This window comes from Neorhizobium sp. BETTINA12A (genome assembly GCF_023006485.1).
Taxonomy (GTDB): domain Bacteria; phylum Pseudomonadota; class Alphaproteobacteria; order Rhizobiales; family Rhizobiaceae; genus Neorhizobium.
In genome coordinates this window covers 1-14564 of record NZ_JALBGW010000116.1, presented here as the reverse complement: position 1 = coordinate 14564, position 14564 = coordinate 1, and the positions used below count along the sequence as shown (strand labels likewise).

At 62.8% G+C, this 14564-nt stretch carries 13 protein-coding genes, 1 tRNA gene and 1 pseudogene; 6 read left to right on the top strand and 9 right to left on the bottom strand.

Features of this window, described 5'->3' with window-relative positions:
- The 4 genes from MOV61_RS21855 to tesB all read right to left on the bottom strand — a co-directional run.
- Positions 1 to 912, bottom strand: a 912-nt coding sequence (locus MOV61_RS21855; RefSeq protein ID WP_247138068.1) for a DNA translocase FtsK 4TM domain-containing protein, incomplete at its 3' end; no start/stop codon positions are given.
- Positions 913 to 1154: 242 nt separating this feature from the next.
- Positions 1155 to 2582 carry an ammonium transporter gene (locus MOV61_RS21850; RefSeq protein WP_247138067.1) on the bottom strand — a complete coding sequence of 476 codons (1428 nt, stop codon included), beginning with the start codon at positions 2580 to 2582 and terminating at the stop codon, positions 1155 to 1157.
- A gap of 29 nt (positions 2583 to 2611) precedes the next feature.
- On the bottom strand, positions 2612 to 2950 hold the full coding sequence (locus tag MOV61_RS21845; protein WP_007773854.1) for a P-II family nitrogen regulator: 339 nt from the start codon (positions 2948 to 2950) through the stop codon (positions 2612 to 2614).
- Between the two features lie 223 nt (positions 2951 to 3173).
- Positions 3174 to 4058, bottom strand: a complete 885-nt coding sequence (gene tesB, locus MOV61_RS21840) for an acyl-CoA thioesterase II (RefSeq protein ID WP_247138066.1) — start codon at positions 4056 to 4058, stop codon at positions 3174 to 3176.
- An 84-nt stretch (positions 4059 to 4142) separates the two neighbouring features.
- On the opposite strand from tesB, the pseudogene MOV61_RS21835 reads away from it, so the two are divergent.
- Positions 4143 to 5360, top strand: a pseudogene (locus MOV61_RS21835) (ubiquinone biosynthesis hydroxylase); the annotation flags it as partial.
- Between the two features lie 209 nt (positions 5361 to 5569).
- Here the strand turns inward: MOV61_RS21835 and MOV61_RS21830 are convergent.
- From MOV61_RS21830 to MOV61_RS21815, 4 genes are all read right to left on the bottom strand, one after another.
- Positions 5570 to 5758, bottom strand: coding sequence for a Trm112 family protein (locus MOV61_RS21830; RefSeq protein WP_038546737.1), 189 nt, complete (start codon positions 5756 to 5758; stop codon positions 5570 to 5572).
- Positions 5759 to 5769: 11 nt separating this feature from the next.
- Entirely contained in the window at positions 5770 to 6447 is a 678-nt protein-coding gene (locus MOV61_RS21825; protein ID WP_038546739.1) for an LON peptidase substrate-binding domain-containing protein, read from the bottom strand.
- Positions 6448 to 6597: 150 nt separating this feature from the next.
- Positions 6598 to 7572, bottom strand: coding sequence for a thioredoxin (gene trxA, locus MOV61_RS21820; RefSeq protein WP_038546741.1), 975 nt, complete (start codon positions 7570 to 7572; stop codon positions 6598 to 6600).
- A gap of 58 nt (positions 7573 to 7630) precedes the next feature.
- Positions 7631 to 8140: a prolyl-tRNA synthetase associated domain-containing protein gene (locus MOV61_RS21815; protein WP_247138064.1), complete on the bottom strand. Its 510-nt coding sequence runs from the start codon at positions 8138 to 8140 to the stop codon at positions 7631 to 7633.
- Between the two features lie 319 nt (positions 8141 to 8459).
- On the opposite strand from MOV61_RS21815, the gene MOV61_RS21810 reads away from it, so the two are divergent.
- From MOV61_RS21810 to MOV61_RS21790, 5 genes are all read left to right on the top strand, one after another.
- Positions 8460 to 8918, top strand: coding sequence for a (2Fe-2S)-binding protein (locus tag MOV61_RS21810; RefSeq protein ID WP_038590992.1), 459 nt, complete (start codon positions 8460 to 8462; stop codon positions 8916 to 8918).
- 3 nt (positions 8919 to 8921) lie between these two features.
- The gene (locus tag MOV61_RS21805) at positions 8922 to 11075 is read left to right on the top strand and encodes a xanthine dehydrogenase family protein molybdopterin-binding subunit (RefSeq protein ID WP_247138063.1); all 2154 of its coding nucleotides are present in this window, start codon (positions 8922 to 8924) and stop codon (positions 11073 to 11075) included.
- A 13-nt stretch (positions 11076 to 11088) separates the two neighbouring features.
- Positions 11089 to 11742 (top strand): Isoquinoline 1-oxidoreductase subunit, encoded by a 654-nt coding sequence (locus MOV61_RS21800; protein ID WP_247138062.1) that lies wholly within the window; start codon positions 11089 to 11091, stop codon positions 11740 to 11742.
- Between the two features lie 193 nt (positions 11743 to 11935).
- Positions 11936 to 12010: transfer RNA gene (locus MOV61_RS21795), tRNA-Gly, on the top strand.
- Between the two features lie 226 nt (positions 12011 to 12236).
- Positions 12237 to 14042, top strand: a complete 1806-nt coding sequence (locus MOV61_RS21790) for a PAS domain S-box protein (protein ID WP_247138061.1) — start codon at positions 12237 to 12239, stop codon at positions 14040 to 14042.
- Positions 14043 to 14098: 56 nt separating this feature from the next.
- Here the strand turns inward: MOV61_RS21790 and MOV61_RS21785 are convergent.
- Positions 14099 to 14564: methyl-accepting chemotaxis protein (locus MOV61_RS21785; protein WP_247138060.1), on the bottom strand; the 466-nt coding region annotated here is incomplete at its 5' end.

Here is a 14564-nt window from a genome sequence, read left to right as displayed (position 1 = left end):
CGGCGAGGTGACCCGCTCGGCCGGACCGTCAAGCGAAGGTTCCATGCGACGGCCGGGCACGACAGGCGCCGATCTCGCGCGGACCGGCTCGTTCAGCGTCCCGAATTCGTCCTCGTTGAAATCGTAGGGTTGATCGAATTCCATCCGGCGGCGCGGCTTGATGCCGGCCAGACGGCGTAACCGCGCCTGGGCGATATACCAGTAGTGAGCGAGAGCGCCGAACGCCAGGAAACCGGCAAACCGGTCCTCGTCGTCCTCTTCCTCGATCTCCTCGCGCTTGGAGCGGGTCTTGGCAGCGGCAACAGGCTGGTCGTCGTCCTCGGCATCGTCCTCGAAGGCTTCGCCGACCAGGCCCGACGCAAACAGCATCAGCCAGGCGCAGGGGATGGTGAAGATGCAGCCGAGGACGACCGCCACGGTACCGGTCGGATAGGCGCCGACGAACAATGCCGGGAACCGCAGGATCATATCGCCGATGACGCCGCCGATGCCGTTTGGGATCGGCCAGGTGAGCGGTGCGGGAAAGCAGCCCAATGTCGCAGACGCCAGCAGCGTGCCGCCGCCCCAGGCCGCAAGGCGCGCCGGAACGCGGTCGTATTTACGCCCCGCGATCAAAGCCAGAGCGAAGGCGAGCACCGGCAGCAGGGCAACGAGGCTTGCAAGGCCGAGGAACTGCATCATCAGGTCTGCGAAGGCAGCCCCCGGGAAGCCCAGGAGATTGGTCGGCGCATTGTCGGTCGCATAGGAGAAGCTTGGGTCGGCGACGTTCCAGGTTGCCAGTGCGGCAACCGCCAGCGCCAGCGCGAAGAATATCCCGAAGCCGGCGAGCGCCAGCGCCTGGCGCCACACGAACGCGGTGAGCACCAGGCGGGTGGACCGGTTTGCCATAGCCGCTGAACTGCTTCTGCCCATCGTGTCTGCCCGCCGTCCTTGAACGCAACTGCAAGCGCGAATCGGCAACCTGAGAGCTGATTCACGCAATTCCAGCGGAGAATAGCGCGATGGTGGTTAATGTCCCTTTAACCACAACGGGTCTGGCGGAGGCTGAAAACATGAATAAAAAGCCCGGGTCGAAACCCGGGCCAATGCAGTTTGAACAAAAACCACGATACAACGTGCTGCGGCAGCGGTCACCCGCCGCCGCGAGCCGTAGATCAGGACGCGTGATACGCCGCTTCGCCGTGGGTCGCGAGGTCGAGACCTTCGCGTTCGGCTTCGACGGTGACGCGCAGGCCGACGATCAGGTCGACGACCTTGTAGAGGATCGCCGAACCGATGCCCGACCACAGGAGCGTGGTCAGGACGCCCTTGAACTGTGCCCAGACCTGGGTCGCGGTGCCGGAATAGGAGGCAGCGAAGTCGGCCGTCGAATAGTCGACGATGCCTGCACCGCCGAGTGCCGGGTTGACGAGGATACCGGTGCCGATGGCGCCGAGGATGCCGCCGACGCAATGGACGCCGAAGACATCGAGCGAGTCGTCGTAGTTGAACTTGTTCTTCACCACGTCGACGAAGAAGTAGCAGACCGGCGAAACGATGAGACCGAGAACGATCGAGCCCATCGGGCCGGCAAAACCGGCAGCCGGGGTGACGGCGACGAGACCGGCAACCGCGCCCGAGGCGGCACCCAGCATGGAGGCCTTGCCGCGGGAGAACGTTTCAACCAGGCACCACGACACGGCGGCGGCAGCCGTCGCGACGAAGGTGTTGATCATGGCGAGCGATGCGTAGGCGTTGGCTTCGAGGTTGGAGCCGGCGTTAAAGCCGAACCAGCCGACCCAGAGGAGCGAAGCGCCGACCATGGTAAGGGTCATGGAGTGCGGAGCCATGATGTCCTTCTTGTAGCCGGTGCGCTTGCCGAGCATGATCGCGCCGACGAGGCCCGCAATACCGGCATTGATGTGAACGACGGTGCCGCCGGCGAAATCGATCGCTCCATAGGAGTAGATCAGGCCGGACGGATCCGTGTAGGCGCTCGGGCCGCCCCAGAACCAGACCATGTGGGCCATCGGGAAATAGATGAACGTGACCCACAGGATGACGAAGAGCATGACGGCCGAGAACTTGATGCGCTCGGCAAAGGCGCCGACGATCAGGGCCGGCGTGATGCAGGCAAACGTCATCTGGAAGCAGACGAAGGTCAGCTCTGGAATGGCGACGCCCTTGGTGAAGGTTTCGGCAAGCGACGACGTGGTGACGCCGGCAAGGAACATCTTGGAGAAGCCGCCGACGAAGCTGTTCAGCGAACCGCCGTTGGTGAAGGCGAGCGAATAGCCGTAGGTGACCCAGATGATCATCACGACGGCCGTGATCATGAACACCTGCATCAGCACGGACAGCATGTTCTTGGCGCGAACGAGGCCACCGTAGAAGAGCGCGAGGCCCGGAATGGTCATCAGCAGGACGAGAATGGTCGAGATGAGCATCCAGGTGTTGTCACCCTTGTCCATCGTCATGGCCGGAGCAGCGGCGGCAGCAGCAGCCGGTGCGGCGGCCGTCTGCGCAAAAGCGACGGCGGGCGCAAGAAGCGCCGCGGCGGCGGCACCCACGCGTCCCAGAGTGGAAATCCTGTTAAATTGCATAGCTAAAAAACTCCCCTGTCAACCGTGCTTCAAAGCGCTTCTGTGTTGGTTTCGCCGGTACGGATGCGCACGGCCTGCTCGATCGAATAGACGAAGATCTTGCCATCGCCGATCTGGCCGGTCTTGGCGGCCGAAGCGATCGCATCCACGGCCTTTTCGACGAGGTCGGAGGGGACTGCGATTTCGATCTTCAGTTTTGGCAGAAAACTTACGGCATATTCGGTACCGCGATAGATTTCGGTATGTCCCTTTTGGCGTCCGTAACCTTTGACTTCGGTTACGGTCAGGCCCTGGATACCGACAGCCGTGAGGGCTTCGCGCACCTCATCCAGCTTGAACGGCTTGATAATGGCCATCACGATTTTCATCTGGCTTTCCCATCCTTTGTTTGTCCTCGGCCAAGGCCGACTCTCCTCATCGACGTCAGATCATGACAGCGACTGGCCAGATACATTCAAGGGGCGTGCCAGTTTCGAGACACCGTATAAGTTATTGAAATGTAAAGAACTAAACAGCCGGTCTCAAAAAACGGGCATTTGGACGGCGCAATCACGTCCAAAACTTGTGCAAATTTGAAAAATTGCACAACTATTAATCATTTGCCTTTTTCCGAATCAATCCTTCCTGAGCGACCGAGGCGATCAGTGTGCCAGAACGGGTGTAAATGCTGCCGCGGGTCATTCCGCGGGCGCCGGAGGCGCTGGGACTGTCCTGCGTGTAGAGGAGCCAGTCGTCAAATGTGACGGGCCGATGAAACCACATCGCGTGGTCGAGGCTCGCCGCCTGAAGTGTCGGATCGAAGATCGACGTGCCGTGCGGATAGAGCGATGCGTCGAGCAGCGTCATGTCGGAGAGATAGGCAAGCACGGCGGCCTGATAGTGACGGTCGGACGGCACCTGCCCGACGGTGCGAACCCAGATGTCCTGCCGCGGTTCGAGCTTGTCCCTGGTGAGATAGTGCACGAGCGAGGTCGGACGCACTTCGATCGGCCGCTCCCGGCTCCAGTAGCGACGCACATTCTCCGGCGCCTTTTTGAGGAAGAGTTCCTTGAACTCCTTCTCCCCCATCAGATCTTCCGGCTGCGTCACCGAAGGCATGTCGATCTGGTGATCAAAACCGTCCTCCTCCACCTGGAACGAGGCAGACATGGCGAAGATCGCCTTGCCGTGCTGCACCGCCACCGCCCGCCGAGTGGTGAAGCTTGACCCGTCGCGGATGCGCTCCACCTGATAGAGGATCGGAACGGAAGGATCGCCGGGACGCATGAAATAGGCATGCAGCGAATGCACGAAACGATCGGCCGCGACGGTCCGCTGGGTGGCCATCAGGGCCTGGGCGATCACTTGTCCGCCGAACACCCGCTGCCACCCGACATCGGGACTGGTGCCGCGATAGATGTTCTCCTCGAGCTTTTCGAGATCGAGCGTCGCGATCAGCTGTTCCATGGCGGAGGGGGATTCGGTCTGGCGCGACATTATGACGAACTCCGGCGATAGGAAGCGGCTGTCGGATGATCTATATCCACCACATGATATTCTCAAGTCTCACGGGAGTTTAGGCAAATGCTGGACATGCTGGTTGTAGGAGGCGGTTATGTGGGTCTCGCCGCCGCTGTCGCGGTCAAGCAGGCAGCGCCGCATCTGCAGGTCGAGGTGATCGAGGCGGCTCCTGCCGGCGTCTGGGAAAAGGACGAGCGAGCCTCCGCCATCATCGCCGCCGCAACCCGCATGCTGGACGTCATCGGCGTCTGGAACGAGATTGCCGTGGACGCTCAGCCGATCAACCGGATGGTTGTCACCGACAGCCGCACGTCTGATCCGGTGCGCCCGGTCTTCCTCACCTTCGACGGCGAAATCGAGGAAGGCAGGCCGTTCGCCCATATGGTGCCGAACGTCGCCATGGTGCGGGCACTGCGCGGCGCCGCCGAACGCCTCGGGATTGCCATCCGCCACGGGCTTTCCGCCACCGGCTTCCAGTCCGGCAGCACCCGTTGCACGGTCTCGCTCTCCGACGGTTCGGCCGTCGAGACGCGCCTTCTGGTCGCCTGCGACGGCGTGCGCTCGAAACTGCGCGACATGGCCGGCATCAAAACCGTCACCTGGGATTACGGCCAGTCGGGTATCGTCGCGACGGTTGCTCACGAGCGGCCGCATGAAGGTGTGGCGGAAGAACATTTCCTGCCGTCCGGCCCGTTTGCCATCCTGCCGCTCACCAACAACCGCTCCTCGCTCGTCTGGACGGAGCGCACGACTGAGGCCAATCGACTGGTTGCCTCCGACGACCTGGTGTTCGAGGAGGAACTGCAGCGTCGCTTCGGCCACAAGCTCGGCGAACTGACGGTGGTCGGCGACAAACGCGCCTTCCCGCTCGGCCTGACCCTCGCCCGCGCCTTCGTGGCGCCGCGCATCGCCCTTGCCGGCGATGCGGCGCACGGTATTCACCCGATTTCCGGCCAGGGCCTCAATCTCGGCTTCAAGGACGTCGCGGCGCTCGCCGAAACGGTGATTGAAGCCGATCGTCTCGGCCTCGATATCGGCGCACTCAACGTGCTGGAGCGTTATCAGTCCTGGCGGCGTTTCGACACGTTCCGCATGGGTGTGACGACAGATGTGCTGAACCGGCTGTTCTCCAACGACATCACCCCCATCCGCATCGCCCGCGACTTCGGGTTGGGCATTGTTGAACGAATGCCGAAGCTGAAAAGCTTCTTCATCGACCAGGCGGCGGGAAAGAGCGGCGAAGACGGCCCGAAGCTGCTGGCGGGCGAGGCGATTTAAGCACGCGCCCCCAGCCCCTCATCCCGCTGCCGCGACCTTCTCCCCGCAAACGGGGCGAAGGGGTTATGCCGCGCCGGCCTCCTCAAGGAACGATCTTAAGCGGCTTGTGGCGACGTCGGAAACAGAGCGGGAAGTTCGCCGCGTTCCTCCTTCGCCCCGCAAGCGGGGAGAAGGTGCCGGCAGGCGGATGAGGGGCAACAGCCAGCCTGTTAGTCCTCGATCTTGCGGGCTTCGGAGATCAGCATGATCGGAATACCGTCACGGATCGGGTAGGCGAGCTGCGCCTTCTGGGAGATGAGCTCGTTGGTCTCTCGGTTGAAGGACAGCCGGCTCTTGGAGAGCGGGCAGACGAGCAGGTCGAGCAGTTTGGGATCGACCTTGCTGAGTTTCTCGTCCATGGACTTGGGCCTTACTGGAGCATGGTGTCGGAATCGCCAAAATCCCGCGCCAGCAGGATTTCCGTGATCGCGATCAGCGTTTCAGCGCGGGTCCGCAGGTCCGGCGCTTCGAGGAGAGCCTGTTTCTCCGCAGGTCCGAAGGGCGACATCATCGACAGGGAGTTGACGAGCGTCCGGTTGCCGGCGCGCTCGACGCTTTCCCAATCCGCCTCCAGCTTGTTGGCGTCAAGATAAGCGCGGAAGACGCGCAACAGCTCGGCGCGGTCGACCGTGCTCTCGTCGTCCTCGGTGGAGAGGTCCGTCATCATCGGGGCGATCTTGAAGGTGCGATAGGGATGGCCGTGGCCCACCTCTTCGATGAGCCGGAACCGGCAGATGCCGCTGATCGAGGTGATGTACCGGCCATCGCCGGTTTCGGCAAGCGATGTGATGCGGCCGATGCAGCCGACCGTCGAGAGCGGAGCCCGCGGGCCTTCGACTGCCTCGCCGGATTCAAGCAGCGACGGCTGTACGATACCGATCAGCCGGTTACCTGCAAGCGCCGCATCGAACATGGCAAGATAACGCGGCTCGAAGATGTTGAGCGGCAGCTGTCCGCCCGGCAGAAGCAATGCGCCGGTAAGAGGAAAGACAGGAACCGTCTCCGGCAGATCCTCGCGCTTCAGATATCTCGCATTTCCCACATGCATGGGTCCGACACCTCCCAGACGACCACCGGCTCAGACCAAAGATTCGCTGATTGAAGTAATGTGGGGCACCCACCGGAGAACGCAAGGCCAATCCTTGAGGATCGGCCTTGCTTGCGAACACAGGCCCGTGTTCACGAAACCGGGCTCTGTCTACGAAAACAGGATGGAGGAGAGGCGGCGGCGGGCCGCGATAGTCGCCGGATCCTTCGGTCCCCAGACATCAAAGAACGCCAGGAGTTGGCGGCGGGCACCGTCGTCGTCGAACGTGCGGTCCTTGCGCATGATCGTCAGCAGGTGCTCGGCGGCCTTGTCCCGTTCGCCCTGAACGTTGAGGATCTTGGCAAGCTTCAGGCGGGCGTCGTGGTCGTCCGGATTGGCATCGAGTTGGCGCTCGAGAGCCACGGGATCGCCAAGCTTGCGGGCTTCATCGATCTGCTCGAGCTTCTTGGCGACCGCCTGGATCGCCGGATCCTTGGCAAGCTCTTCCGGAAGGGAGGCGAGCATCTGGCTGGCGCGAGCCGTCTCGCCCATGGCGACCAGGCACTGCATCATTCCGGCGGCGGCCTTGGCATTTTCCGGATCGGCCTGCAGGACGGCGCCGTAAAGCTGGGCCGCGTCTTGGATATCGCCGGCGACCAGAAAGGCCTCCGCTTCGGCGAGCGCCCCTTCGATCTCGGCCGCATCTTCTGCGCCGGGAGGTCCGGCAAGCTTGTCGATGAACTGGCGCACCTGGCTTTCCGGCACCGCGCCCATGAAACCGTCGACCGGACGACCATCGACAAAGGCGATGACCGCCGGGATCGACTGGATACCGAGTTGACCGGGGATCGACGGATGATCGTCGATATTCATCTTGACGAGCTTGACCCGACCCTGGCCTTCGTTGACGACCTTTTCGAGCACCGGCGTCAGCTGCTTGCAGGGACCGCACCACGGCGCCCAGAAATCGACGAGAACCGGTTGGCGGCGCGATTCTTCCAGAACGTCCTTGGTGAACCCGGCCGTGCTCGTATCGGACACGTAACTCCCTGCAGGCGCCGACGTGGCGGGTGCCGCGCCAAAACTCGCCGAGGCGGTCATCTGTCCGCCGTAAGAACCGCCATAGGGGTTATTGCTGCCGCTCATGAATGTTCTCCCGGGAACGCTTTCGCATCTTTGCCATATAGGCTGCAAAGATCGTATGTCAGTCTGTCACTTTCAAGACAAGCGGCGGATGGCCGGTCGCTTCCAGAAAACGGATGAGATCGTCGCGCCCGATCGACGTGGTGGCATCGTTCGACAGCGGATGGCCGTTGATGGTGTCGTGCTTCATCAGGTCTTCGTCGAGCACGAAGGTGACATTGCGTCCCGTATCGTTGAAGGCACCGAATACCGTCACCGAGCCGGGAACCACGCCGAGATAGTCCAGAAGCATTTCGGGCCGCCCGAACGAGACGCGGCTCGACGCTCCGATCACCTTGTGCACGGTCTTCAGGTCGACCGTCGCGCGTTCCTCGACCGTCAGGACGAAATACTGGTCCTTCTTGTCCTTCACGAACAGGTTCTTGGTATGGCCGCCGGGGATCTCGTCGCGCAGGCTTTCGGACTCCGCCACCGTGAAGACCGGCGGGTGCGTCTTGGTCGAATGGGCAATGTTCAGGCTGTCGAGGAAACGGAAAAGATCCTCGGCGGTTTTCGGCTCTGTCTCGGTCATGCGGATGGATTGGCTCTGTTGGCGGGTGGTTGAGACATAACCATAACCACAATGTTGCCCTCGGCCAAGGGAAGCGCACACGATCTCGTGAAGCGCTTGACCCAGAATGATGGGCGACCATTTAAACAGACATGGAGAACCGGCCTCCGACTATTCGGTCGGCGGCCTGTAGCCAATTGATAAATAATAACTACTCCAGTTAACTCAAGTTTATTCCGCGCGGCTTTTCGCGCCTCTCGATACCGGCCCCGGCCAATAACTGCCGCTCAATCTCCAGTGCCGGCGCAGCGCCCGGCTTCTTAACGGAAAGGTCTGCCTCATGGTCACCTTCACGCTCAACGGACAGGAAAGAACGTTCGACGGCGACCCCGACACTCCGCTTCTCTGGGTCATCCGCGATTTCGAAAAGCTCACCGGCACCAAATACGGTTGCGGCGTCGCCCAGTGCGGCGCCTGCACGGTGCACCTCGATGGCACGCCGCGACGCTCCTGCGTAACCCCGATCTCGACGATCGAGGGTTCGGAGGTCGTCACGATCGAAGGCGTTTCCGGCACGGAAGCCGATGCGGTCAAGACCGCCTGGACCGGCCTCGACGTGCCGCAATGCGGCTACTGTCAGTCCGGACAGATCATGTCGGCGGTTGCCCTGCTGCAGATGGTGCCGAAGCCGACCGATGCCGATATCGACGGCGCTATGGCCGGCAATATCTGTCGATGCGCCACCTACCATCGCATCCGCGCGGCGATCCACAACGCCGCCAATTCGATGGAGGGCTGAGCAATGACCATCCAGGACATCAACACCACCCGCCGCGGTTTTCTCGCCGGCTCAGGCCTCGTCATCGGCGTCGCCATTGCGCCAAAGATGCTCTCCGCCGCGCCGACCGGCGTGCATGCCGGCGGCGATCCGGCTCTGGCCCCGATGAATGCCTTCGTCAAGGTCGGCACCGACGACACGGTGACCGTGCTCGCCAAGCACATCGAATTCGGCCAGGGGCCATTCACCGGTCTCGCGACGCTGGTCGCCGAAGAACTCGACGCCGACTGGAGCCAGATGCGCGCCGTCCACTCGCCGACCGACAACAAGGTCTATGCCAACCTGATGTTCGGCCTGCAGGGAACCGGCGGTTCGAGCTCCATCGCCAATTCCTATGAGCAGATGCGCAAGGCCGGCGCCACCGCGCGGGCAATGCTGGTTGCGGCAGCCGCCGAGGACTGGAAGGTGCCTGCCTCCGAGATCACCGTCGAGAAAGGCCGCATCAAGCACGCCGCTTCCGGCAAGGAGAGCGGTTTTGGCGCATTTGCCGAAAAGGCAGCCCGCCAGACGCCGCCCGCGGAGCCTAAACTCAAGGACCCCAAGGATTTCGTGCTGATCGGCACTGAACTGCCGAAACTCGACACCCATGGCAAGACCAACGGCACGGCGATCTTCACGCTCGACATCACGCCTGACAACCTGCTGATCGCCGTCGTTGCCCATCCTGAACATTTTGGCGCGACGGTGAAGAGCTTCAACGATGCCGAAGCCCGCAAGGTGCAGGGCGTGGTCGACGTGAAGCAGGTGCCATCGGGCGTCGCCGTTTATGCGGACAATACGTTCGCAGCGCTCAAGGGCCGCGATGCGCTGAGCATCGAATGGGATCTCTCCAAGGCCGAGACCCGCTCCTCGGAGGACCTTTCCGCCGACTACCGGAAGCTCTTCGGCGAAAAGGGACTGGAGGCGACCAATAACGGCAACGTCGACAACGCCTTCAAGGCGCCCGGCCTGCAGACGGTGGAAGCCGAGATCGTCTTCCCCTTCCTGGCGCATGCGCCGATGGAGCCGCTCGACGCCGTCTTCATCAAGGCGGATGACGGATCGGTCGATATCTATAACGGCGCGCAGTTCCCGGGCATGGACCAGTCGGTCGCCGCCAAGATCCTCGGGCTCGACGAAACGAAGGTGCGGGTGAACACCCAGCTCGCTGGCGGCAGCTTCGGCCGCAAGGCGCAGTTCGGCTCGCCCTACATGCAGGAAGCGGCAGCCGTCTATGCCGCAACGGATCGCAGCCGTCCCTTGAAGCACATGTGGACCCGCGAGGACGACATCCGCGGCGGTTATTACCGCCCGATGTATGCCCACAGGATGCGCGGCGCCATCAATGCGCAGGGCCAGATCACGGCCTGGGAACAGGTGATCGTCGGACAATCGATCATGGGCAAGGCCGATCTCGACGAGACCTCGGTCGAAGGCGCTTCCAACCTGCCCTACACGATCCCGAACCTGAAGGTCAGCGCCCACAACGTCCAGCTCTCTATCCCGCCGCTCTGGTGGCGGTCGGTCGGCCACACCCATACCGGCTTTGCGGTCGAGACCTTCGTCGATGAGCTGTTCCAGAAGATCGGCAAGGATCCGGTCGAAGGACGACTTGCGCTGCTTGGCGAAAAGCCACGCCATGCGGGCGTGCTGAAGAAGGCTGCCGAAATGGCGAACTGGGGCTCGCCTCTGCCGGAAGGCCGCGCCCGCGGCGTTGCGGTGGTCGAAAGCTTCAACACCTTCGTCGGCCAGATCGTCGAAATTTCGGTCGGGCCGGAAGGCGCACCACGTGTCCACAAGGTCTGGTGTGCGGTCGATTGCGGCGTCGCCGTCAATCCGAACGTCATCAAGGCGCAGATGGAAGGCGGCATCGGCTACGGCCTCGGCGCAGTCCTCTTCGATGCGGTGACGCTCGCCAAGGGCGGCAAGATCGTGCAGTCGAACTTCCACGACTACCGGTCGATCCGCATCAACGAGATGCCGGACGTGGCCGTCGAGATCATCAAGTCGAGTGAAAAGCCGAGCGGCGTCGGCGAACCCGGCGTGCCGCCCGTCGGCCCGGCGGTTGCCAACGCCTGGAGGCGCCTGACCGGAGCACCGGTCCGGCAGCTGCCTATCGTCAACATCGTTTCGGCCTGAGGATCAAACCCCGATGAATTGGAAACTCGCTATCACCGGCGTCGCGACACTCTGTCTTTTCGTGGGCGCCGGCACGCTGCTGTCGCCCGCCTCGGTCGCCCAGGATGCCAAGATCGATGCCAAGGCGCTGAAGCCCGCCGCCTCCTTCCAGTCGATCGCCAACGAGCGCGAACGCTCCGTGGCGCTCTTCCAGGAGGCAGGCAAGGTCATCCAGCATCCGCGCTGCGTCAACTGTCACCCGGCGACCGACCGGCCGCTGCAGGGCGTCAACATGCACCCGCACCAGCCGCCGGTCTTCCGTGGCGACGGCGGCATGGGCCTGCCCGGCATGCAGTGCACCACCTGCCACAGCGCGGAAAACACGCCGATCGTCGGCCAGGCCGACACGATCAAGAGCATTCCGGGCAATCCCGCCTGGCATCTGGCTCCGATCGAAATGGCCTGGGTCGGCAAGTCGCTCGCCCAGATCTGCCAGCAGATCAAGGACCCGGCCCGCAACGGCGGCAAGACCATGGATCAGATCGTCGAGCACATGGCCCATGACGAACTGGTCGGCTGGGGCTGGAACCCGGGTGCAGGGCGCGAACCGGTGCCGGGCACGCAGGCTCAGTTCGGCGAGCTGATCAGCGCCTGGGTGAAGTCCGGAGCGGCTTGCCCGGCGTCCTGAGAATGAAGCGGCCGCCGGTTCCGGTCGGAACCGGCGGTTTGCAAGGGCTTTGGCGGGATCACGATTTTTCTTGGCGCCAATCGTCATTTCCCTGTTGCATTTGAAAAAGGACTGGGCCATATAGCGCCCGTCGCCGGCAACGAGCCACGACGCCACGGTCAAGCTTTACTACCACGGACCGATGGATTGATGAGCGGGTGTAGCTCAGTGGTAGAGCACAACCTTGCCAAGGTTGGGGTCGAGGGTTCGAATCCCTTCGCCCGCTCCAAATTCCCCTTTCAAGACTATACTCTACCAGCCCGGCCGCAGGGCAAAGATGCTCGACAGCGTCGCCCCGGTTGCAGATGCAAAGCGGGCGCTTGCCCCTCCATCACCCTATCCCCATGAATTTAATCATTCCCGCATGTTCACCGAATGCGCGAGATGGCATATTGGTTGCAACCGCCCATGCGATCGCACCAGTGATTCGGTGGTTGAACTGGAGATGTGCCGTCATGGAATCTCGCCCACACCACCAGAAACTGAGCCAGAAAACCGCCGTTGAAACCATGCAACGGCTCGAGGGCATCGTCGCTTCGGCAATGGACGGGATCATCACCATCGATGACGAGCAACGGGTCATCCTGTTCAATCCGGCCGCCGAGCGCATGTTCGGCCTGCCGGCCAACGAGGCACTTGGTCAGCACATCTCCCGTTTCATGCCGGAACGCCATCGCCCGACCCATGCGGCGCACATTCATCGTTTCACCGAAACCGGCGTGACCACCCGCCAGATGGGATCGCTCGGTGCGATCAGCGGCTTGCGCGCGGACGGCCAGGAATTTCCGATCGAGGCGTCGATCTCGCAGGTCGAGATCGGCGGCGAGCGCCTGGCCACCGTTATCCTACGCGACATCACCGAGCGAAAGGCCGCGGAGGATGCTCTGCTGGAAAGCCGGCGACGCATGGAGGGGATTGTGGAATCGGCGATGGACGCGCTGATCACCGTCGACGGGGGTCAGCGGATCGTGCTGTTCAACCCGGCCGCCGAGCGCATGTTCGGCGTCGCCGGCAAAGATGCGATCGGCTCACCGATCGAACGTTTCATCCCCGAACGGTTTCGGCATGGACATGGCGAACATATCCGCCTCTTCAAGGAGACCGGCGTTACCAACCGCCGGATGGGCGCATTGGGGGCGATCAGCGGCCTGCGCGCCAATGGCGAGGAATTCCCCGTCGAGGCGTCGATTTCGCAGGTCCAGATTGGCGATGGAAAGCTGGCAACGGTCATCTTGCGCGACATTACCGAACGCAAGGCCAACGAGGATTCCCGCCAGCTATTGGCCCGCGAGGTCGATCACCGGGCCAAGAACGCCCTCGCTGTGGTGCAGGCCCTGGTCTCCCTGACCCGTGCCGAAACCAAGGAGGCTTTCATCGTTGCAGTTCGGGGCCGCGTTTCCGCGCTGAGCCGCGCCCATTCGTTGCTCGCCCAGAACCGGTGGGAGGGCGGAGATCTCGCAGCGGTCCTCACCGAGGAAACCCGGGCCTATCAAAGCGTCAGCCAGTTGATGATCGGCGGGCCTTCAGTCACTCTCACTCCCAATACCGTGCAGCCGGTCAGCCTCCTCATCCACGAGCTTGCCACCAACGCCGTCAAATACGGCGCATTGTCGGTCACGGAAGGCCGGGTCGATGTCTCCTGGCGCATCCTGCCCTCCCTGGAACTGGAGCTCCGCTGGACCGAGACCGGCGGCCCGGCGGTGCAGAAGCCGGAGTCCAGGGGCTTCGGCTCAACCTTGGTGATGGAAGTCGCCACCCGTCAATTGGCGGGTGAACTCGACATCAGCTGGCCACCAACCGGCATGCGCCTGATCGCCACGTTGCCCCGATCCGTCTATCGGCCCGACATTTCAACCGGCTCGGTTTCCGGCGAGGAGGTCGCGCTCAAGTCGTCGGAGGCCGGTTCGGCGGGGCGGATACTTGTCGTCGAGGACGAGACCCTTATCGCCATGGAGCTCTGCAGCGAACTTGAATCGCGCGGCTGGGAAGTCGTCGGACCAGCGGCAACTACCGATGAAGCCATGCGCCTGGTCGGCGCCTCGCAACTTCCCGACGTCGCCGTCCTCGATGTCAACCTCGGGGGAAACCCCGTCTATCCGTTCGCGGAATGGCTGCAGACCCATGGCGTGCCCTTCCTGTTCTGCACCGGATACGAGCAGCTCGACGATCACCACGGCTTCAAAAACCGGACGACCATCCGAAAACCAGTGAACATGACGCTGCTGGAAGGTGAACTGCGCCGCATCCGTCAACCGACGTGACCGGAAAACGCCGCCGGCTTTTGGGCCAGCGGCGGCGTCAACTCGGAAAAGCCCGATCAGGCCGCACGCGAGCGATAACTGCCGGAAGCATAGGTCTGGGAGGGTGCGCCGCCATTCGTCTTGAAGCGCGCCATCATGTCGGCGAGGCTGTCGGTTTCCTGCGTCAGGCTCTGGGCAGCGGCGGTGGTTTCTTCCACCATCGCGGCGTTCTGCTGGGTCACCTTGTCCATCTGGTCGGCGGAGGCCGCCACTTCGCGCAGGCTCATCGCCTGTTCGCTGGTGCTCGAGCTGATCGTGTTGACGAAGGTGCTCATCTGCGCGACTTCGCCGACGATGTCGTCGAGCGATTTGCCGGAAGCGGTGACGAGCTCGACGCCCTGCTTGACCTGCGCGGACGATGTCGAGATCAGCGTCTTGATCTCCTTGGCGGCATCGGCCGAACGCTGGGCGAGCCCGCGGACTTCCTGGGCGACGACTGCGAACCCGCGACCGGCCTCGCCGGCGCGGGCGGCTTCGACCCCT